The organism is Pseudoalteromonas sp. SW0106-04 (genome assembly GCF_001293805.1).
Classification (GTDB): Bacteria; Pseudomonadota; Gammaproteobacteria; order Enterobacterales; family Alteromonadaceae; genus Pseudoalteromonas; species Pseudoalteromonas ruthenica.
Genome location: NZ_BCAI01000002.1, coordinates 23,752 through 42,703 on the forward strand (window position 1 = coordinate 23,752; position 18,952 = coordinate 42,703).

Annotated in this window: 22 protein-coding genes and 1 tRNA gene; 11 read left to right on the top strand and 12 right to left on the bottom strand. The window is 48.3% G+C overall.

Annotated elements, in window-relative coordinates; translation table 11 throughout:
* Positions 1-12: 12 nt before the first annotated feature.
* Both rarD and W04_RS02670 read right to left on the bottom strand, forming a co-directional pair.
* Positions 13-942 (bottom strand): EamA family transporter RarD, encoded by a 930-nt coding sequence (gene rarD / locus W04_RS02665; RefSeq protein WP_045979326.1) that lies wholly within the window; start codon positions 940-942, stop codon positions 13-15.
* Positions 943-1,000: 58 nt separating this feature from the next.
* Entirely contained in the window at positions 1,001-1,453 is a 453-nt protein-coding gene (locus W04_RS02670) for a thioesterase family protein (RefSeq protein ID WP_022943464.1), read from the bottom strand.
* A 111-nt stretch (positions 1,454-1,564) separates the two neighbouring features.
* Here W04_RS02670 and recQ point away from each other — a divergent pair, with 111 nt between their 5' ends.
* The 4 genes from recQ (at position 1,565) to W04_RS02690 (ending at position 6,058) form a co-directional block, all read left to right on the top strand.
* Positions 1,565-3,382, top strand: a complete 1,818-nt coding sequence (gene recQ / locus W04_RS02675) for a DNA helicase RecQ (RefSeq protein WP_022943463.1) — start codon at positions 1,565-1,567, stop codon at positions 3,380-3,382.
* Between the two features lie 27 nt (positions 3,383-3,409).
* Positions 3,410-3,700, top strand: coding sequence for a DUF3630 family protein (locus tag W04_RS02680; RefSeq protein WP_053909718.1), 291 nt, complete (start codon positions 3,410-3,412; stop codon positions 3,698-3,700).
* A 48-nt stretch (positions 3,701-3,748) separates the two neighbouring features.
* Positions 3,749-5,425 (top strand): POTRA domain-containing protein, encoded by a 1,677-nt coding sequence (locus tag W04_RS02685; protein ID WP_022943461.1) that lies wholly within the window; start codon positions 3,749-3,751, stop codon positions 5,423-5,425.
* Positions 5,426-5,497: 72 nt separating this feature from the next.
* Positions 5,498-6,058 carry a mechanosensitive ion channel domain-containing protein gene (locus tag W04_RS02690; protein WP_053909719.1) on the top strand — a complete coding sequence of 187 codons (561 nt, stop codon included), beginning with the start codon at positions 5,498-5,500 and terminating at the stop codon, positions 6,056-6,058.
* Between the two features lie 30 nt (positions 6,059-6,088).
* Here W04_RS02690 and W04_RS02695 read toward each other — a convergent pair whose 3' ends face one another.
* The 3 genes from W04_RS02695 to W04_RS02705 are packed head-to-tail and all read right to left on the bottom strand — an operon-like array spanning position 6,089 to position 8,479.
* Complete coding sequence (locus tag W04_RS02695; protein ID WP_268838279.1) at positions 6,089-7,177, bottom strand: succinylglutamate desuccinylase/aspartoacylase family protein; 1,089 nt, start codon at positions 7,175-7,177, stop codon at positions 6,089-6,091.
* Positions 7,137-8,042, bottom strand: coding sequence for a 30S ribosomal protein S6--L-glutamate ligase (gene rimK / locus W04_RS02700; protein ID WP_022943458.1), 906 nt, complete (start codon positions 8,040-8,042; stop codon positions 7,137-7,139). Before rimK ends, W04_RS02695 begins: the two co-directional genes overlap by 41 nt.
* An 8-nt stretch (positions 8,043-8,050) precedes the next feature.
* On the bottom strand, positions 8,051-8,479 hold the full coding sequence (locus W04_RS02705; RefSeq protein WP_053909720.1) for an ATP-dependent zinc protease: 429 nt from the start codon (positions 8,477-8,479) through the stop codon (positions 8,051-8,053).
* A gap of 180 nt (positions 8,480-8,659) precedes the next feature.
* On the opposite strand from W04_RS02705, the gene zntB reads away from it, so the two are divergent.
* Together zntB and W04_RS02715 are read left to right on the top strand one after the other, a co-directional pair.
* A complete protein-coding gene (gene zntB / locus W04_RS02710) occupies positions 8,660-9,622 on the top strand; it encodes a zinc transporter ZntB (protein WP_022943456.1) in 963 nt (320 codons plus the stop codon).
* A gap of 67 nt (positions 9,623-9,689) precedes the next feature.
* Positions 9,690-10,400 carry a hypothetical protein gene (locus W04_RS02715; RefSeq protein WP_053909721.1) on the top strand — a complete coding sequence of 237 codons (711 nt, stop codon included), beginning with the start codon at positions 9,690-9,692 and terminating at the stop codon, positions 10,398-10,400.
* Positions 10,401-10,621: 221 nt separating this feature from the next.
* Here the strand turns inward: W04_RS02715 and W04_RS02720 are convergent.
* A tRNA-Arg gene (locus tag W04_RS02720) sits at positions 10,622-10,696 on the bottom strand.
* Positions 10,697-11,110: 414 nt separating this feature from the next.
* On the opposite strand from W04_RS02720, the gene W04_RS02725 reads away from it, so the two are divergent.
* Positions 11,111-11,293: a helix-turn-helix domain-containing protein gene (locus W04_RS02725; RefSeq protein WP_022943453.1), complete on the top strand. Its 183-nt coding sequence runs from the start codon at positions 11,111-11,113 to the stop codon at positions 11,291-11,293.
* Here W04_RS02725 and W04_RS02730 read toward each other — a convergent pair.
* Genes W04_RS02730 through W04_RS02740 form a run of 3 tightly spaced genes read right to left on the bottom strand, consistent with a single transcriptional unit; the run spans position 11,279 to position 12,952 of the window.
* Positions 11,279-12,067: a phosphotransferase gene (locus tag W04_RS02730; protein WP_053909722.1), complete on the bottom strand. Its 789-nt coding sequence runs from the start codon at positions 12,065-12,067 to the stop codon at positions 11,279-11,281. The genes W04_RS02725 and W04_RS02730 overlap by 15 nt on opposite strands.
* Positions 12,060-12,683: a nicotinamide riboside transporter PnuC gene (gene pnuC / locus W04_RS02735; RefSeq protein WP_053909723.1), complete on the bottom strand. Its 624-nt coding sequence runs from the start codon at positions 12,681-12,683 to the stop codon at positions 12,060-12,062. Before pnuC ends, W04_RS02730 begins: the two co-directional genes overlap by 8 nt.
* Positions 12,684-12,694: 11 nt before the next feature.
* Positions 12,695-12,952: a hypothetical protein gene (locus tag W04_RS02740; protein WP_045979317.1), complete on the bottom strand. Its 258-nt coding sequence runs from the start codon at positions 12,950-12,952 to the stop codon at positions 12,695-12,697.
* Positions 12,953-13,163: 211 nt separating this feature from the next.
* On the opposite strand from W04_RS02740, the gene pdsR reads away from it, so the two are divergent.
* From pdsR to W04_RS02755, 4 genes are all read left to right on the top strand, one after another.
* Positions 13,164-13,853, top strand: a complete 690-nt coding sequence (gene pdsR, locus W04_RS02745) for a proteobacterial dedicated sortase system response regulator (protein WP_022943449.1) — start codon at positions 13,164-13,166, stop codon at positions 13,851-13,853.
* Entirely contained in the window at positions 13,854-15,992 is a 2,139-nt protein-coding gene (pdsS, locus tag W04_RS02750; RefSeq protein ID WP_053909724.1) for a proteobacterial dedicated sortase system histidine kinase, read from the top strand.
* 62 nt (positions 15,993-16,054) lie between these two features.
* Positions 16,055-16,192, top strand: a complete 138-nt coding sequence (locus W04_RS18830; protein WP_157576255.1) for a hypothetical protein — start codon at positions 16,055-16,057, stop codon at positions 16,190-16,192.
* Between the two features lie 29 nt (positions 16,193-16,221).
* Complete coding sequence (locus W04_RS02755; protein ID WP_045979315.1) at positions 16,222-16,443, top strand: hypothetical protein; 222 nt, start codon at positions 16,222-16,224, stop codon at positions 16,441-16,443.
* Between the two features lie 8 nt (positions 16,444-16,451).
* Here W04_RS02755 and W04_RS02760 read toward each other — a convergent pair whose 3' ends face one another.
* The 3 genes from W04_RS02760 to W04_RS02770 form a co-directional block, all read right to left on the bottom strand.
* Positions 16,452-16,952: a DUF1543 domain-containing protein gene (locus W04_RS02760; RefSeq protein ID WP_022943445.1), complete on the bottom strand. Its 501-nt coding sequence runs from the start codon at positions 16,950-16,952 to the stop codon at positions 16,452-16,454.
* A 75-nt stretch (positions 16,953-17,027) separates the two neighbouring features.
* Positions 17,028-18,380 (bottom strand): sigma-54 dependent transcriptional regulator, encoded by a 1,353-nt coding sequence (locus W04_RS02765; RefSeq protein ID WP_022943444.1) that lies wholly within the window; start codon positions 18,378-18,380, stop codon positions 17,028-17,030.
* Positions 18,370-18,942, bottom strand: a complete 573-nt coding sequence (locus W04_RS02770) for a hypothetical protein (RefSeq protein ID WP_022943443.1) — start codon at positions 18,940-18,942, stop codon at positions 18,370-18,372. The genes W04_RS02765 and W04_RS02770 overlap by 11 nt, the downstream gene beginning before the upstream one ends.
* Between the last annotated feature and the right edge of the window lie 10 nt (positions 18,943-18,952).

The following is an 18,952-nucleotide window of genomic DNA, read 5'->3' on the forward strand; positions in this document are numbered from 1 at the left end:
CGAACTTAAAAATTAACGCAAGCTGGCGCGATTGACGGTACCTTGCTGCTGCGCGCGAGCGTTGCGGCTAAAGCGCCATGAATCCCAACTAAACACCAGCAATGCAGCCCAAATACAGGCGAAGGTAACGATGCGCTCAGCATCAAATACCTCGCCATAAAAGACCACGGCTAATAAAAACATCAGGCTTGGGCCAATATATTGGAAAAAGCCGATAGTGGTGTATTGCAACCGCTTAGCAGCAGCGGTGAAGCACAATAGCGGTAAGGTGGTCACAATACCGGCGCTAACCAGCAAGGTATTTAATTGCCAACTATTGACCATTAAATCGGAGCTTGCTGTGGGCGTTGAGAAGTACCAATAAGCCAATGCCACCGGGAATAAGATAACCGCTTCAAGTAGTAACCCAGGTAATGATTCAACGGGCATCTTTTTACGAATTAAACCATAGGTGGCAAAGGAGCCAGCCAACGCAAAGGCCACCACCGGAAACGAACCGAAACTGATCAGCTGAATGGCCACCCCAGTGAGCGCCAGAGCCACCGCAAATAGCTGCCACTTGCGCAAGCGCTCAGATAAAAAGGTCACACCGAGCAGTACGTTCAGTAACGGGTTGATGTAATAGCCAAGACTGGCATCGAGCATGTGGTCATTGTTCACCGCCCAAATAAACAAGCCCCAGTTGAACCCTAATAAGGTGGCACTCACTACCAGCATGAGTAAGTATTTTGGCTGTTTAATGATCACTTGGACGTTACGCCACTGACGCAACACTGCCACCACTAACAGCAAAAATAGCACTGACCAAATCACACGATGGGCAAGGATTTCCAGAGCGGGTACAGCGAGCAACTGTTTGAAATAGACCGGGGCAACGCCCCACATAGTGAACGCCAAGGCTGCGAATAGCATGCCTTTTTTGGCTTGAGCATCGGATGACATAACACTAACCCAAACGGTAAAAACGCTATTCTACGCCTCGCATTGTTGAAGGGCTAGTTTATCCGACTAAATAAGTGCCTGTACCATAAGCGATTTGCACACCTTGGTCATTATGCAGCTCCATACGACAGACACACACCTTGTTACCCGAGCGAATCAACATAGCCGTAGCAATAAAACGCTCACCCTTGCCCGGGCGTAAATAATCTGTGCGCAAATCGATGGTGCCTAAGGTTGCCAGCCGGGATTGTGCGCTGAGCATTTCTGCCGGGCCAAATTTATCAATCACCGATGCCGCAGCAAGCAATCCACCCACGGTGTCTAACAACGACGAAATAACTCCGCCATGGAGTATTTGCTGTTGCGGGTTACCGATTAACTGCGCGCTCCATGGCAATTCGATGCTCGCCGACTCGCCGTCCAGCTCCTTAATCTCCATTGCCAATAACTGGTTAAACGGCATTTGCGCAAATAACTGGCTTAGCTTATTCAGGGCTTGAGCTTTATCCATAGTCTGTTCTCAACTGGTAAGATGAGTTATAGCCTATCTGAAGATGCATTTTTAAGCAAAGAGCAAGGCAGTTGCAGACAGGAATAATAAAAGACTCTAGAATAGGCGGCCATGAGCAGTGTATCCGCATTATTTTCCGAACAAACGCCTGAGCAGATCCTGCGCGACGTGTTCGGCTACAGCCAATTTCGCGAGGGCCAACAGCAGGTGATCAACGCCGTGCTTGGCGCTCAGGATGCCTTAGTGCTCATGCCGACAGGCGGTGGCAAGTCATTATGCTACCAAGTGCCGGCAATGTTATTACCCGGGCTAACCTTGGTCATTTCACCATTAATATCTTTGATGCAAGATCAGGTAACCCAGCTCAACGCCCAAGGGGTCAAAGCGGCTTATATTAATAATTCTCTGACTCGTGAACAGCAGCAGCTCATCTATCAGCAACTCCATGACGGCGAAATAAAACTACTTTATGTTGCTCCGGAGAAAGTGCTGCAATATGAGTTTATGCAGCGTCTTGGCTATTTAAATATCAGCCTTATTGCGGTTGATGAGGCACATTGTGTGTCTCACTGGGGGCATGATTTTCGTCCCCATTACTTCCGCCTTAGTGAACTCAAACAGCGCTTTGCCCATGTACCGATGATGGCACTTACTGCCACCGCCGACAGCGCCACTCGTGTCGATATTGTCAATCAACTGGGGCTTCGCTCGCCCTATATCCATATTGGTAGCTTCGATAGGCCAAACATTCGCTACACCTTGGAAGAAAAGTTTAAACCTTTCACTCAGTTGCTGCGCTATTTGCGCACCCAAAGTGGGCAAAGCGGCATCATCTACTGTACTAGCCGCAAGCGTGTTGATGATTTGGCCCAAAAGCTCAGTGAAGCAGGTTTTAATGTCGCCGGTTACCACGCTGGCATGAGTAACGAATCGCGCCACTTTGTACACAACGCTTTTGCCAAAGACGATATTCAAATTGTGGTCGCCACCGTGGCCTTCGGCATGGGCATCAACAAACTCAATGTGCGCTTTGTGGTGCACTACGATATTCCTAAAAACATCGAGTCTTATTATCAAGAAACTGGCCGAGCCGGACGGGATGGTTTGGCCGCAGAAGCCATTATGTATTTTGACCCGGCGGATGTCCCTCGAGTTAGGCGCTTTTTTGAAGACATTGACGATGAGCAGCGCCGCCGTGTCGAAGAGCAACGTTTTAATGCTATGGCCAGTTTTGCCCAAGCGCAAACCTGCCGACGACAAATACTGCTTAATTATTTTAGTGAATACCAGCGCGAGGCATGCGGCAACTGCGATATCTGCTTAAATCCGCCGCAGCGTTTTGATGGCACCGTGGTGGCGCAACAGGCGCTATCCTGTGTGTATCGCGCCGGCCAAAAATTTGGGCTGGGCTATATCGTCGAGTTACTGCGCGGCGCTAACACTCAGCGTATCCGGGATCTCAATCATCACACCTTAAGCACCTACGGCATCGGCAAGGAGCACAGCAGCGAATATTGGCTCAGTATTTTGCGCCAGCTCATTCATCAGGGCTTACTGCATCAAGATATTACCCAAGGTTCGGTACTACACCTTACCGAAGCAGCCAGACCGGTGCTCAAGGGCGAATATCAGCTACAACTTGCTGAGCCACGTTTACAAGCCAAGCATGTTTATCAAGATAAGCTGGCCCAGTTCAATTACGATAAAAAGCTGTTTGCTAAATTGCGCGCCTTGCGCAAGCAACTAGCGGATGATGATGATGTGCCGCCGTATGTGGTATTCAATGACCGAACCTTAGCGGAAATGGCGCAACTTATGCCTACCAATGACACCGAGTTTTTAAAAGTATCGGGTGTGGGGTTCACTAAACTCAGTAAGTACGGCAGTGCCTTTATGACTTTAATTCGTAATCATCTGTCGCCCGAATAATCGCCAACACTATATAAGAGCTTAACTGTGACCCAACTCGCTATAGATAGCCAACACCACGTTATTATCATTACTCCAGATGTGATGCCCAGCGCCGATGAATTCGATTTTTGGGGCCGTATTTTCCTGCATCATGACGCCATTGATATTGGTGAGTTTGAACAAGGTGTAGACAGGCACATGCTGCGCTTTAGCTTTGAACTGCTTCCTTTTGAGCTGCATTTTGAACATTATGGCGACAATATTTGGATCAGCGCGACAGGGGTTGAAGCGCAAGGTAAGTTAACCGAATTAGGAAATTATTTAAGCGCAAGTTAATAAATGTGCGATACACTTTAATTCACGATATGGAAAAAAGTGAGTTAAATGAATCGACTATTCGTTCTACTGAGTACCCTAGCCGCCTTTTCCAGTGCTGTTCCCGCGCAGCAGGAAAAGTGCAAGAATGAACAGTCCCAAGTGCAAAGTAACCACTTACTATCGCGTCAACTCGAGGACAAAGCTCCCCTTCCAGATGCCAATCCTAGCCGACGGATTGGAGACATTAGCTTTAGCCAGCAAAATATCTTTAACACCGAATTAGACGACGAAAATAACTGGCTGTTTCGCCTTGCCAACGACATGCATGTGATGACTGAACAGCAAGTGTTAGAAAATATTTTGTTGTTCCAACCAGGCGATCGCTACAGCCCACAACAATTACGCGAGTCAGAACGTTTGCTGCGTCAACAAGGCTATTTATATGACGCTCGGATCAGTGCGCAAACACGGTGCGACGAGTTTGTAGATGTGAAAGTCGAAACCCGTGAGCTCTGGACTTTGTTGCCAGAGATTAGCTTTAGCCGCAGCGGAGGTGAGAACCGCTCTACCTTTGGTTTTCGTGACAGTAACTTCCTTGGTTGGGGTAAGCGCGTATCCTTAGTACGCACCAATGATGAAGAGCGCAGTGGTTACGAATTTACCTATGACGATCCGAATATTCTTGGTAGTCGTTATCGCGGTCGTCTTGAGTATGCAGATAACAGTGACGGTAAGCGCCATTGGCTGTCGGTCACCTACCCTTTTTATGCGCTGTCTACAAAACACAGTTATGGGGTTGCCAATGGCAGTAACCGCCGTCAGGAGAAGCTCTATGATCGCGGTGAAGAGATCAGTGAGTTCTCGCAACATACCTCTTCTAGCCATCTTTTTTATGGGGTTTCAAGCTCCCCTGCCCCGAATTGGACGCAGCGTACCATCGTCGGTTATCGCTACCAAAAAGACCGGTTTGATGCGATAGATGAAACCGTATTACCTCTTGCCGAAGAGCGTACGCTTTCCTATCCCTATTTGCGAGTCAGCTGGTTGCAAGACGATTATGTAAAAGTACACAATATCGACTCTATCACGCGCACCGAAGATTTGAACCTAGGTTGGCAAATCGACACCACTTTAGGTTACTCAGGCGAATCTCTGGGTGGCGATACTAACCGTTTGGTGCTCGACTTTCGTGTGCAGCGCAGCCACTACGTTAATCAGCAGAGTCTGTGGCGTTGGTCGGTGGATGTACAAGGTCAGCTACGCGAAGATGGGTTCACTGCTGAGAATCTATTTTTTGGCACCCAAGCTGAGTATTTCTTTAATAGCGATGATGCTCAGTCGTGGTATGTAAAGGCGCGTATAGATGGCGCTGAAGGGTTAACTTTGGACCGCCAGCTTACACTAGGTGGCGATTCCGGACTGCGCGGATACCCGCAGCATTATCAGCAAGGGGATCGGCGAGCACTGCTTAGCATTGAGAAGCGCTATTATTGGGAATATAACCTGTGGCAGTTGTTTCGCGTCGGTGGGGCTGCTTTTTATGACGCAGGACAAGCCTGGTTTACCAACAGCAATCCCGCCAATGACACTCACTTTCGCCACAACTACGGGGTTGGTTTACGCTTAGCACCAAGTCGCGCCAACGCCGGAACGGTTATTCATATCGATGTCGCCAGAGCTATCAACCGCCCGGATGATGTCGACCCCGTGCAATGGTTGGTGACCGTGAAGAAATCCTTCTAAATACACTTTGCTGATGTCTGTTTCCATGCTATACAGCGGCTTTAACAACTTGTTTTTATAAGGAACATATCTGTGGCGCTGGTTGATCTTCTTACTCAACATTATAAGTGGCTGGTTACCCTTGTGGTGCTGCTGCTTTTCCCTTTATTGGTGCGCTTGCAGCTAAAAATTTTTAACAAAACGATCCGGGGTCGAGTCGACCCTCATCGCAAACAGCGCGCGCAATTGTTACTCAAGGTGCTGCTTGCTTTTGTCCTGCTGTGCATCCTGTTAGTGTTCTGGGGCATTGAGTTACGCGGGTTATTAGTGGTCGGCTCAAGCCTGTTTGCAATGCTTGGCGTAGCGATGTTTGCGGGTTGGTCTTTGCTTTCAAACCTGACATCGTTTTTGCTGATGTTTGTACAAAATGATTGCCGGGTCGGCAACTGGGTCAAGGTGATTGATGGCGCTAACTTCATAGAAGGACGGATTATTGAAATGGGGTTGATGAACGTGGTTTTAGAGCACCTAGAGGGTCATCGTGTTCTCTACCCCAATAATTTATTTGTAACCCGGCCAGTGATGGTATTGAACAAACCGCCACAAAAAACCAAGCCTACACGGCGTATACTAGCGCCTAAAAATAAATCTTAAAGTAAATGCCAACAGGCGCAATTGCGCCTGTTATTCATTGTTAAGTTCCGGTGTTTTTAACTCATCATCCATGTCACTGATTTCATCAATAAACGTCTCTAGCTGTTGCTCAACCAACGAGTTGGCATGGGCAAAATAAGCAAGATGAAAAATAGCATCGCCCTCGTTCACCAAAGGCATGGTCTGTTGTCCAATCACAATGCCACTGCGCGGCGCTAAAATCGCACATTCACTATCCCCTAGCGGGCTATTGATATAAGCCAACACTTGGCCTTTACTCACGCGCTCGCCAAGGGATACTTGAGCGCGGATAATGCCATCTGTTTCGGCGCGGATCCAACTGGTTGAACTGGCGATAACCGGTTCCGCCTGCTTGCGAACTCGCTTACCTCGTAGCATCCTCAGTTTACGCATAACGTTTTCCACCCCTTGCACACCCGCAGCAATAGCGATGGGATCGAAACGTAGCGCCTCTCCAGCTTCGTACGTGATCACCGGGATCCCAAGCTCTGCCGCTTCACTGCGCAGTGAGCCGTTTCGTAGCGAGGCATTGATCACCGCTGGCGTACCAAAGGCATTGGCTATTTTAGCTGTTTCCTCATTGCTTAAATCGGCTCGGATCTGCGGTAAATTGGTGCGGTGGATGGCACCTGTATGCAAATCAATGATATGGCTGCAATGCATCGCCACTTCGTTAAAAAACGTATTCGCCATACGCCCCGCCACAGATCCTCGCTGCGAGCCTGGGAAGCAGCGATTGAGATCGCGCCTATCGGGAAGGTAGCGAGATTTATGGATAAAACCAAACACATTGACAACAGGCACAGCAATTAAGGTGCCACGCAGCTGCGTGGCATCAACCTTTGCTAAGGTTTGGCGCACGATTTCAACACCGTTGAGCTCATCACCGTGAATTGCTGCACACACCAGCAATACCGGACCGCTTTCTACGCCGTTGACCACCTCAAGATTAATGGTCAGTGGGGAGTGGGTATATAGCTTGGCCGCCTCAAGCTCAAAGGTGCGCCGCTGCCCAGGTGCGACTTGTTCACCTAACAGCGTAAATGCCTGATTCTTTTTAGCCCTTGCCACGGGTTCTGGTCCTCTTTTCTTTAGCATTCTTTTCTATAAATTGAATAATCATGCCAGCAATATCTTTCCCTGTCGCTAACTCAATTCCTTCTAGTCCTGGTGAAGAATTAACTTCCATCACTAAAGGGCCACGCTCAGAGCGCAGTAAGTCAACCCCAGCTACATTTAAGCCCATTGCTTTAGCGGCGGCCACTGCTGTTTTACGCTCTTCTGGGGTAATCCGTACCAAGCTGGCACTGCCGCCACGGTGTAAATTGGAGCGAAATTCACCTTCTTGGGCTTGGCGCTTCATCGCCGCAATAACGCGATCGCCAATGACAAAGCAACGAATATCGGCCCCGCCCGCTTCTTTGATATATTCCTGCACCATGATGTGTGCTTTCAGGCCCATAAAAGCCTCAATCACACTCTCGGCCGCCTTGCGTGTTTCAGCAAGCACCACCCCAATCCCTTGTGTCCCCTCTAGCAGCTTGATAACAACCGGAGCGCCGCCTACCATCTCAAGCAAGTCTTTGACATCATCGGGTTTGGATGCAAAACCGGTTACCGGCATACCCACTCCCTTGCGTGATAGTAGCTGTAAAGAACGCAATTTATCGCGCGAGCGGGTGATAGCAACAGATTCGTTCACAGGGTACACCCCCATCATCTCGAATTGCCGTAACACTGAACAGCCATAAAACGTAATAGAAGCCCCGATGCGCGGAATAATAGCGTTGAAGTCCTCTAGTTTTTGACCTTTATAGTGTACTTCCGGCTCTTGCGAGTTGATATTCATATAACAGCGTAAAGCATCCAATACCTGTACTTCATGGCCACGCTGTTGTGCCGCCTCAATTAAACGGCGAGTGGAATACAGCGACTTGTTGCGTGATAAAATGCCGATTTTCATAATAAACCTTATAATTGTGTTTGGTATGACAATTCAGGGTCTACAACAATACGCCCTGCCATGGCTGTACGCCCCAATAGCATACGAAACTTCATGGTGTCTCTATTTGTGAGTGTTGCTTCAATGGGCCATTTTTGGCCGCCAATAAGTAACTGCGTCTGTATGACATAACGCTGCTCCTGGTGCCCACCAGAGTCAGTGACGGTGCGCTGATCTATCACCTTCGCTTGGCACTGTATCTCTGTGTTGTTGTCGTCTTGAATGGGATGAACCCAAAACCGCACCCAGACCTGCTCCTCTTGTGTAAACTCTTCAACTCGAAAAGCATGAATACATGAAGTACGGGCACCGGTATCGACCTTAGCCTTGATTTTATCAATCCCCAGCTCCGGCAGGGCTAGCCACTCACGCCAACCTACTGTTATTTTATTTGTCATATGCGAAGTCACTCGTATGCTCCAACGGCGAGGAGCGCAATAGTAAAAGCCGCTTTATACGGTAATTATCGATAAAGAACAGTGAATTAAATTACTCGCGTCGATAAAGACTATTCATTGATCTTGTAGCGATAATAGACAAGGATAGAAGAAACATTCTGTATTGAAAGTGAAGGTGTTATGTCAGCTTTGATTCATGCCTTAGTGTTAGACGCTCAAGGCGGCGCTGAACAATTAACTGAAAAATCAGCGATTAAGCAGTGGAAGCCCAGTGATGGTGTGCTGTGGCTGCATCTTGATTACTGCCAAGATGATATTGAGCAATACTTGGCAGCGGTACCATTAAGTGAATTTGCACATGATGCCCTTATTGCCGATGAAACACGCCCTCGTATTGTCAGCGATGACAGTGGCCATTTATTGTTTTTGCGCGGCGTCAATCTTAATCCGGCAGATAGTCCTGATGATATGGTATCGATTCGCGTGTTCGTTAGTGAACAGCTTATCGTCTCTACGCGCCACCGCCGCCTGCTGTCGGTGAATGCCCTTGCTGAATCTTTACGTAAAGGCAAAGGGCCGAGCACAACCTCAGCACTGGTATGCCAATTGTGCGAAAATTTAACCTCGCGAATGCAAGGTGTGATAGATGAACTCGAAGATAAACTTGACCAATTTGAAGAAGATGTTGATAGCCAACGAGCACATGATCACAATGCGCTATCACAGGTGCGCCGCCAAACTATCGGCTTAAAGCGCTATATCAGACCACAAAAGGAGGCTCTGCGCGCGCTTGTGAGTCAACAGCCAAGTTGGTTGGCTGACAGTGATACACCGCGCATCAATGAAACCATTAACCATCTGCTGCGCTACTTAGAAGAACTTGATTTGAATATTGAGCGCGCCCAGATAATCCAACAAGAGGTCGCGAGCCAAGTATCCGACCAACTTAATAAGCGTATGTATGTGATGTCAGTGGTAGCAGCGCTGTTTTTACCCCTGGGCTTTCTTACCGGTTTACTGGGCGTCAATATTGGCGGAATTCCTGGAACAGAATCAGCAGCGGCATTCCCGTTGTTTGTTCTCGCTCTAGTGATATTAACCGCCGCCGTCGCTTTGTATTTTCGTATGAAAAAATGGCTATAAAATGCCTACCCACGTGGCCTGCTTAGCTTGCCACGTTCCCCCCTTCACACACGGATGTAGCCCACGTATGAGCTTAAAAATACGCGACTTAGATCAACAGACCCAGTGGCTTAGTAGCGCACAGCGCCGAGCGCTTAAAGAAGTGATCGCCGCCAGCTTTGTCGGGGTCAGCCCTGATGAGTACATGCAATACTATTTTGATGACCCCAAGGCATGTCAGCGTAAGCTCAGGCTTTATTTTGACCATAGCACGCTGATTGGCTATTGCCTGTTAACCTTCACACAGCACGACAAAAGCACGGTAATACGAGCCTCTGCAGCTTTTTACCCACAATATAGAAATGGTGGCAATACCTTCTCTTTTTCCCTGTATCACAGTATTCGCTACTGGCTTACACGCCCTTGGGGCGCTGTGTATTATGCCGATACAATGCTCAGTCCAGCGATGTATCGGGCCATCGCCAAGCATGTAGCAATCATCTGGCCACACCCAGATTGCAGCAGTCCCAACGCGCTGTTCGAGCACTTTAACGCAGAAGGGGTAATAAGCCCTGGCGGCTCTCTTCGTTGTTTAAAGCCTGTGAACCGTACAAGTAACTACAGCATCTCGGAGCTTGCGGCCTTTCACGCCAGTGATAAAAAAGAAATTGCCTTTTACTGCAAAATGAATCCTAACTTTGATGCTGGCATGGGACTATTTGTGATTATTCCCATCCACACTAAGCAAGTGATTTATACCTTAGGCAAGCGATTGTTAAGCGTCTTTAAAGCGCTTTAATCGCTTTGATGGTATCTAGGTGCACTGGAGCGATGAACGACTTACCCGAATATAGCTGCACATTGACTTGGCACAGCGCCATGCAAAGTTGCTCTAATGCATGATATTAACTGCATGGCATAGGCTGATAGCTCATAACTGCCACACAAAATAAAAATGACATGCTCAATATGAAAGAGGGATGGTGATTGATTTAAAGGCGGTAATATTAAGAAAAGAAATGGCGCTCTCGCTAGGGATCGAACCTAGAACTTGGCCTCCGGAGGGCCACGTGATATCCATTTCACCACGAGAGCGCAGTGTCTATGTGTTCAGACAGCGCTTATAGTAAAGGCATCACAAGGTAAATACTAGCCCTAGCCGATCATATGGCGATATTTTCAGCAGCTGTCACTCAGCACCGAGCAATACGATTAAATTTCACTCATTCATGATGCAATTTCGCCTTGGCATTCAAGGTATTTACATTTGACTCATACTTTTGCGTTATTTTCTCTGGCAATCCTGCTATCTTGAACTTTACTTATATCTACTGTGTTGCAAATTTGCTGTTAACTTCCCTCAACAAGCTGTAAGTGGGCTGAGATATCATCATCTTTTTATTTCAGTATTGTTGGCTTGCTGCCGCTATAAAAGCGCACAGCTATTGAGAAGAACAGCGTCTGTTTCACCGTATGTACACTACTATTTATATGCTGTTTGGAGCCCCTATGAACTTGATGACTGCAGAACAAGTTGCCGAATACCTTGGTGTAAAAATTGAACGCGTAAAACGCCTTGCCCGTGAGCATTTGCTCATTGCCAAAAGCCAAGATGATAACGGTGACCCAATGTTCGATAAAAGCGACGTGGAAAGATATAAGGAGTTGGCGCAGCGCCTAGGTGGCATTTAGAATCTCATCGAGTTGTAGTTTGGCTTCATCCACTCGATGCGCAGTGTTATTCGCTCGATACCAAAAATAATTCAGCGCCGCGACTAACTTCTGCATAGCCGTAAACTTAACCCAGTCAATGCGTTGCTCACTGCCAAAGTACTCACTTAGCAACGCGTGCTGTTGTGCCTCAGTCAGAGAGAAACTAATGCTCAGCATGGCGAGATCAAAATATCGGTCGCCGGGCTGAGCATATTCAAAATCAATGCACTGCCAACATCCTAAGTAACTAATAATGTTTTGCCGAATTAAGTCATTGTGACAAAAGCGCATATCTTCAGATTGCATTTTAGTATCAGTGACAACCTGATGCAGCGCTTGCGCATATGCTTGGTAAAAAGGCTGATGCTCATAGCGCTTAAGCTCGGCATGCAAATCAAGGTATGGCCCGCTGCATGGCTGGGCGTGGATGAGCTGTAAACACTTCACAGCTTGGCTGACATCAAACTGCTCTGGCACCTTACCCGGCGCATAATGAAAAATAGCCCCTTGATGCGCTTCATCTACGTACAAGGGCGCCGGACAAGCAGCCTGTTTGGCTAAGCGGCGCTGAGCCGCAATTGCCTCGTGGGGTAATGGCTTGGCATAAAATTTAACCAGCCACGATTGCTCTGCGGTATCAACACGATAGTTTTCGTTGCTCACACCTTGTGGCAAATAGGTAATTTGCTCAATGCGCGTGCTGGGTTTATACCGCCGCACTAAGCTATTAATTGAGGCAACAGATTTAGGCATAGGCCGTTCCTGTGGTGCTCTTATGCTGGTATTGCGCCCGCCAGCGCAGATAGCCGGCTACCGCCATCACCATGTAAAACACAAATAGCACCGTTGTCGGATAATACCCTTTAGCAACATATAAATAGATAGACGCGGCATCAATAACCACCCAATATAGCCAGTTTTCCAACACTTTTTGTGCCACCAAATAGGTCGTTACCACCGCAAAACAGGTGGTTAAACTATCAAGGTAGGCGTAATCAGCATGGGTGTAATTATCCATGATATACCCGGCCACGAGGGCGACCACCGCCGTCGCTGCGATTACCACTGCGTGACGCTGGACAGTATATGAAGTAATGCCTTGGCGGGCGCTATTTTGACGACCATAGCGCCATGCCCACCAACCGTACACCGCCATACCCATATAGTAAAAATGTAGCGCCGACTCCATTAACAAAGCGCCGTTCCAGTACATCAAGGTATAGATTAAGGTGCTAATGAAAGCCGCCGGCCAGCACCACAAGCTCTCTTTCATAGCTAATAGCAAGTAAGCCATGGATAATGCCACAGCAACGTATTCCCACACCGACATGGCACTGAATCCGGCAATAATAGCGCTCAGAGTTTCCATCTTTACGCCTCTTAACTCGCTTCAGGAGAGAGGTCACCGCATAGAAACTTACACACAAAAATAGCCTTGCCGTAGGTTTCATAGGAGCGTTTAATTTCTGCACTCACCACTGACATCACGGTGTCATAATCGCCAAACACCTGAGTTGATAAGGTATTGGTGATCACTTTAATATCGCCATGCGCATTAAGGCGGTCAATGAAATCTTGAATATAGGGGATATAGTCTTGATGCAATGGGTACTTGCTTATTTCTACTGTCAGTTTCATGGGCCTACCTTGGGAAATATAAAGCCGATATTGTAGCCTGTCGCTAACATAAGCCAAACACCCTTGGGGATATTTTTGTCCTTCGCATAAATCACTGACGGCCATAGCGAGCACAAAAATGATGAATTATGGCAATTAGCCTGTTACTGCTCACAAAGCGCTAAATTCGCGATATAGTAGCGCTCACAACAAAAAACTCAGCACACGGATTATGAAACGCATTGCCATTATCGAAGACGAAGCTGCTATTCGCGATAACTACGTTGAAATGCTCGAAGGACAAGGCTACCAAGTACAAGGGTTTGCCGACAGGCCCAGTGCTGAAAGAGCGCTGTTTGAGCAGCTACCAGATCTCGCCATCGTCGATATTGGCTTAGGCAATGAGATTGATGGTGGCTTTATGCTGTGCCAAAGTTTGCGTGCCCGCTCGCATACCTTGCCAATTATTTTTTTAACTGCCCGTGACAGCGAAATTGATACAGTCTGTGGCCTGCGTATGGGGGCTGATGATTACCTTACCAAAGATATCAGCATGGCCCATTTAGCAGCGCGTATTGGTGCGTTATTTCGCCGCGTGGAAGCACAAGAGACGCCCCCGCAAGCGAATGAAACCATAGAGCAAGGCGATTTGGAGTTAGACCTCAAGCGGATGCGCGCCGCTTGGCAAAACCAAGCCGTGGATCTGACCGTAACCGAGTTTTGGATGGTACATTCGCTTGCTAAGCGCCCTGGTCACGTAAAAAGTCGTGATGAATTAATGAGCGATGCGAAAATATACGTCGATGACAGCACTATCACGTCGCACGTAAAACGTATTCGCAGAAAATTCCAAGCCATTGATGCTAGCTTTGATTGTATCAACACCGTCTATGGCATGGGTTATCGCTGGGAAATGAAGTAAATGGCACGATTTGGCTTGGGCCTGCGCAGTAAGGTCATTGTGTTATCTTGCTTTTTATTCGTCCTGCCATGGCTTGGCTACGAGTACGTTTGGGAAATGGAAAAGTACCTACGTAAAGGACAAGAAAAAACCTTGGTGGGCACCACCCGAGCTCTGGCCACAGCCTTACACGAACGCCCGGCCCTGTTTGAAAACGCCAGTCAATTTACCGACAAGGTCGAGAAAGGTCGCGACCTGTACGCCTACAGCATCGATAATGCCATTCGGCTTGATGGCGAATTGGGTGATTGGCAGCCTTATCAAGAGTTAATGTGGCAGTATCATGGCCAATACCTGAGTACCCCCAACCCAGAGCACGACAACGCCGATCTCTCTTTTCGCCATATGGTCGGCAAGTATGGTAATTACCTGTACGCAGTGTTCGCGGTGCGAGATGACATCGTGCGTTACCGCCCCAAAAATGCCCTTGGCGTGAGTCGCAACGACCACTTAAAAATCGCCATAAAAACGCCACAGGGGGAGCTTACGAATTACATTGTCGCGACCCGCGAAGATGGCTGGGTCAACGCCTTTGAACTGCCGTCACTGCAACCCTACACACAAATTCAGGGCTATTTCCGACGCACTGCACAAGGTTATAACATCGAGCTGCGTATGCCCTTAAATATGCTTGGTAACAAACTGGGCTTTGCCATCAGTGATTGGGACGATGGCCAACAGCAGCGCCACCTCATGGCCACCTCCAATGTGCATGATGCCAACCGCCTTGGCACCGTGTTGCTGCCATCGCCTGAGATCAAACGCATTATTAAAGGCATGGGTCACAGCGGCAGCCGTATTTGGGTTGTCGATAAACATCATCGAGTATTAGCACAGTCGGGCACCATTCAACATGCCGATGGCGTCTGGGCAAGCTCGTTACAAGAAAACGAACAACAAGGGGCGTGGCAACGCTTTGAAGAGCGCTTTTTACACCCGCTGTACTATAAAATTCTCACCCGCCCGCCCAGTGATTTTTTAGATACCTTGCACGATGTGGCCGCCCTTGAAGGCAGCCACATAGCCAACGCCCTAAAAGGCAAGCCGGCCTCCAACTGGCGCCTGACACCGGATAACAAAGCCGTTATTCTCAGTGCCGCCTACCCTATTTGGGGTGACGACCAAGTGCTCGGCGCGGTGATCGCAGAAGAGACCACCAATGGCGTACGTACGCTGCGCAACAAGGCACTGGAAAAGCTATTTAACGTGATTTTGGCGGTGATGTTTATCGGCACCATCACGCTGTTTTTCTTCGCTTCTCGTATTTCCTCGCGCATTCGTCGCCTGCGTGACAGTGCCGAGCAAGCCATTGATGAGCAAGGTCGTGTTCGCGGTACCTTAACACTGAGTAAAGACAGTGATGAAATTGGTGACTTATCCCGCAGCTTCGCCAACATCGTTAATCGCTTGGGCGGCTATACCCATTACCTAGAGAATATGTCTTCGCGCCTGTCTCATGAATTACGTACGCCGGTGGCGGTGGTGCGCAGCTCATTAGAAAACTTACAAATGATCGCCACCGAGCCACAACAGCAAAAGTACCTCACCCGGGCTCAGGAAGGGGTTAATCGGCTGAACAAATTGATCACCACTATGAGTGAAGCAACACGCTTAGAGCAAAGTATCTCAACGGCAAAAAAAGAGCATTACGATCTGCAGCAAGTGGTGCATGGCTGTATGCAGGGGTATCAGTTCGCATACCCGCAAGCACACTTTGACATCAACATTAGCGACGCGGCTATTCCCGTGGAAGGTTCAGCTGATTTTTTAGCGCAGCTGTTAGATAAGCTGATTAACAATGCCCTGGAGTTTGCTTACGAAGGCAGCGCGATTGGCGTTTCCCTTGAGCGCCAAGCTCAGCACGCAGTGCTTAAAGTGAGTAACCAAGGCCCGGCGCTTCCTGCGGATATCGGTGAGCATATTTTTGATTCCATGGTGTCGGTGCGCGAGCAAGATAAGCAGCAGCAGCCCCATTTGGGATTAGGCTTGTACGTGGCGCGGCTTATTGCCGATTACCATCAGGCACAAATAAAGGCTGAAAACCTCGCTGATGGCAGTGGCGTGGTCTTTTCACTGACCATTAAAATAATCCAAGATTGATTCACGACCTATTCATTCCTAAAGCGTTAAAGTTAGGCCATCGTCGCAATTATGGAGCACAAATGAGTATGACAGGTCAGCTTCTTCAACCTGAGGAGATTGAGTATATTTTTGCGCTCTTTAATAATAGCGAACACGCTGAGCCAACGCCTCCTCAGCCAATACCCCTTGAACCTAACAGTGAAGGTTCATTACAATAAGGCACGTCTTCTCCTCGTGCCTTATTTTTGTGAAACCACACCGCGCTAAAAAAGAACTTGCCCTACTGCCTATTTTATTTATTGCTATCGCTTTATGTGTGGGTGGTCACTTTGTGTTGCAACCCAACTATCAAGATAGCCATATCGTAGAGTACGCCCTCGCGGCCCTGCCCTTTGCATTGTTTGCGTTAGTCATTATTGCGATACGCATGGCCATCAAACAAGAACAAGATGAGCAGGACGAGGAGTAATCAGGTCGCTACAATACGTGATAACCAAACCAATCCGGCTTGATTGTTTGCGAGCGTCCGCTTGGGGTTAGGTGAATATGGTATTGGTTATCGAGCAAATCCAAGGCAAAGCAGTCATCCACCTCATGGAGGTCATCTTTATGCTGATGGCTCATGTGCGTTAAATAACGTTGTTTGACTTGCTGTTTGGCTTGCTCGGCGCTGTGTGCAACGGTCAATGTGAAGGCATGTTGCTCAGCCATTTTATCCGCTTCATAGGCACCTAAGTTCACAAAATACAAACGCTCCGGACGATTTTGCGGCGTGTCGGCAATGGCAATGTGGTAGCCATCAATATCGTTAACAGCCATATACGAGTCCATATGCACCTTGTCCTTGTCACCGACCCATTGCGCCTTGAGTTTTGAGTAGGTATCGTCAATGGACTCCCCAACCACAAAGCGTACGTCGTGCATTTCAATATGACAGCCGCGAACACGCCCACCTAAATACACCATAAATAACTGCATTAAATTATTCCATGCGTCTTAAAAAAGTCAGTATATCTATGAGTTATTGAGATTGTAAGAGCCTTAAAGTGGCCCTTACTTACTTGCCGATGGCGCGAACTGCTCAGCGTCAATATCGTGCTTTTTAATCAACTTATAAAAGTCACTGCGGTTACGCTTGGCGAGTTTAGCGGCTTGAGCGACATTGCCATCCACCATTTTCAAAACGCGGATCAAATACTCACGCTCGAATTGCTTTTTCGCTTCATTAAGAGCGATGGGTGAGCTCGACTCCATCTCACATTGCAGCGCCAGCGCTACTTGCTTCGCACTGATAAGCTCGCTAGGGCTAAGCGCCACAACTTGCTCCACCACATTTTGCAACTGACGAATATTACCGGGCCAATCATGGCGCAGTAACAAGTCCATAGCATCGTCACTGAAGCGTTTCACCGCTTGCTCTTGGCGCGCCGCAATTTGCTCACAAAAGTAATGTGCCAACAGCGAGATATCTTCGCGACGCTCATTTAATGCCGGCAGGCGCAGATTGACGACATTTAAGCGGTAATACAAATCTTCACGGAAGGTATTTTCACTAATGGCCGTGGGTAGGTCTTTGTGGGTTGCCGACACCACCCGCACATTAACGGGAATTTCTTCACTATGACCTACCGGGCGAATCGTTTTCTCTTGCAGCACCCGCAATAGCTTCACCTGCAGATTCAAAGGCATATCGCCAATTTCATCGAGAAATAAGGTGCCTCCCTCGGCCTGTGAGAATAACCCCACATGGTCCGTGGTGGCCCCGGTAAAAGCCCCTTTTTTATGACCAAACAGCTGTGATTCCAACAACTCTGCGGGCACCGCACCACAGTTGATGGCAACAAAAGGTCCATCACTGACATTGCTATTTTCATGCACCGCTTTTGCTAATAACTCTTTACCCGTACCACTGGCCCCAGAGATCAGCACATTCACATCAGCGGCGCCAACCATTCGCACTTGCTCTAGCAGGTGGTGCATGGTGGCACTGCGAGTAACGATACCATGATGGTTACTTTGCTGACCTTGGCTGTGACCATGCAGGCGCACCGCTTTAGCTAAGGTATCGATCAGCTCGTCTTTATCTATGGGTTTAGTCAAAAAGGCAAACACGCCCTGCTTGGTAGCCTTCACCGCATCGGGAATAGAGCCATGTGCGGTCATCATCACCACTGGCATGGTCGGGTAAAGTTGCTGCACTTGTTCGGCGAGTTGCATGCCATCGATATCATCCATGCGCAAGTCGGTAAGAAGCACATCAAAGTGCTGTTGTTGCAGCTCGCTTAAGGCATCACTGGCACAATTCGCGGTGCTAACCTCATAGTTATTGGCTAACAGGCGAATGGTGAGTAACTTCAGTAGGCTTTCATCATCATCCACTAATAAAACTTTGGACTTAGTACTCATTGTCACTCTCCTGCTGGGTACTGCGCTGCAATAGCTGTTGCTCTATTGCGGCAAGCGAAGACAAGGTTTTTTGCATGCGCGCTTTCATTTGCGCTTGCTCTTGCTTTTGCGCTTGTAACTCCTGGCGCATCTGCGCATTGGCGATAAGTTGCTGTTTCAGCAACCAGAAGTAGCGAGCGCTAGATTCAGGCCAGTAATACTGGGCACTCACGACTTCGAGCTCGGCCAACATTTCTTGTGGCTGCGTTTGCCCTCGTAAGCATAAACGCGCAAAAAATTGCTTCAGTTGCGGCTCGGCAATGAAAGTTTCATCGTTATCCTGCGCCGTGGCGGCAAAACCACCACATTGCTGCGCATGCCATTGCACTAGCTGTTGTGCGCTCGGGTAAGATGGCGGCTGTTTTGGACGCGGTTTCGGGTTGGGCGTACCGACCACTACTGTTGTTGGCGCTTTGGGTTGTTCAACCACAGTTGCACTGGGTTCTGCGCTCCCTAGCAACTGACAGCCGGCACTTAGCATGCTGATCATACCAAGGCTCACCAAGGCGACAAACTTATTCATAATGAACTCC

What these genes read in the sequence shown, in the direction of transcription:
- rarD (WP_045979326.1), bottom strand. Translation starts at nt 942, where the DNA reads ATGTCATCCGATGCTCAAGCCAAAAAAGGCATGCTATTCGCAGCCTTG.
- W04_RS02670 (WP_022943464.1), bottom strand. Translation starts at nt 1,453, where the DNA reads ATGGATAAAGCTCAAGCCCTGAATAAGCTAAGCCAGTTATTTGCGCAA.
- recQ (WP_022943463.1), top strand. Translation starts at nt 1,565, where the DNA reads ATGAGCAGTGTATCCGCATTATTTTCCGAACAAACGCCTGAGCAGATC.
- W04_RS02685 (WP_022943461.1), top strand. Translation starts at nt 3,749, where the DNA reads ATGAATCGACTATTCGTTCTACTGAGTACCCTAGCCGCCTTTTCCAGT.
- W04_RS02695 (WP_268838279.1), bottom strand. Translation starts at nt 7,177, where the DNA reads ATGCTAAAGAAAAGAGGACCAGAACCCGTGGCAAGGGCTAAAAAGAAT.
- rimK (WP_022943458.1), bottom strand. Translation starts at nt 8,042, where the DNA reads ATGAAAATCGGCATTTTATCACGCAACAAGTCGCTGTATTCCACTCGC.
- W04_RS02705 (WP_053909720.1), bottom strand. Translation starts at nt 8,479, where the DNA reads ATGACAAATAAAATAACAGTAGGTTGGCGTGAGTGGCTAGCCCTGCCG.
- zntB (WP_022943456.1), top strand. Translation starts at nt 8,660, where the DNA reads ATGTCAGCTTTGATTCATGCCTTAGTGTTAGACGCTCAAGGCGGCGCT.
- W04_RS02715 (WP_053909721.1), top strand. Translation starts at nt 9,690, where the DNA reads ATGAGCTTAAAAATACGCGACTTAGATCAACAGACCCAGTGGCTTAGT.
- W04_RS02725 (WP_022943453.1), top strand. Translation starts at nt 11,111, where the DNA reads ATGAACTTGATGACTGCAGAACAAGTTGCCGAATACCTTGGTGTAAAA.
- W04_RS02730 (WP_053909722.1), bottom strand. Translation starts at nt 12,067, where the DNA reads ATGCCTAAATCTGTTGCCTCAATTAATAGCTTAGTGCGGCGGTATAAA.
- pnuC (WP_053909723.1), bottom strand. Translation starts at nt 12,683, where the DNA reads ATGGAAACTCTGAGCGCTATTATTGCCGGATTCAGTGCCATGTCGGTG.
- W04_RS02740 (WP_045979317.1), bottom strand. Translation starts at nt 12,952, where the DNA reads ATGAAACTGACAGTAGAAATAAGCAAGTACCCATTGCATCAAGACTAT.
- pdsR (WP_022943449.1), top strand. Translation starts at nt 13,164, where the DNA reads ATGAAACGCATTGCCATTATCGAAGACGAAGCTGCTATTCGCGATAAC.
- pdsS (WP_053909724.1), top strand. Translation starts at nt 13,854, where the DNA reads ATGGCACGATTTGGCTTGGGCCTGCGCAGTAAGGTCATTGTGTTATCT.
- W04_RS18830 (WP_157576255.1), top strand. Translation starts at nt 16,055, where the DNA reads ATGAGTATGACAGGTCAGCTTCTTCAACCTGAGGAGATTGAGTATATT.
- W04_RS02760 (WP_022943445.1), bottom strand. Translation starts at nt 16,952, where the DNA reads ATGCAGTTATTTATGGTGTATTTAGGTGGGCGTGTTCGCGGCTGTCAT.
- W04_RS02765 (WP_022943444.1), bottom strand. Translation starts at nt 18,380, where the DNA reads ATGAGTACTAAGTCCAAAGTTTTATTAGTGGATGATGATGAAAGCCTA.
- W04_RS02770 (WP_022943443.1), bottom strand. Translation starts at nt 18,942, where the DNA reads ATGAATAAGTTTGTCGCCTTGGTGAGCCTTGGTATGATCAGCATGCTA.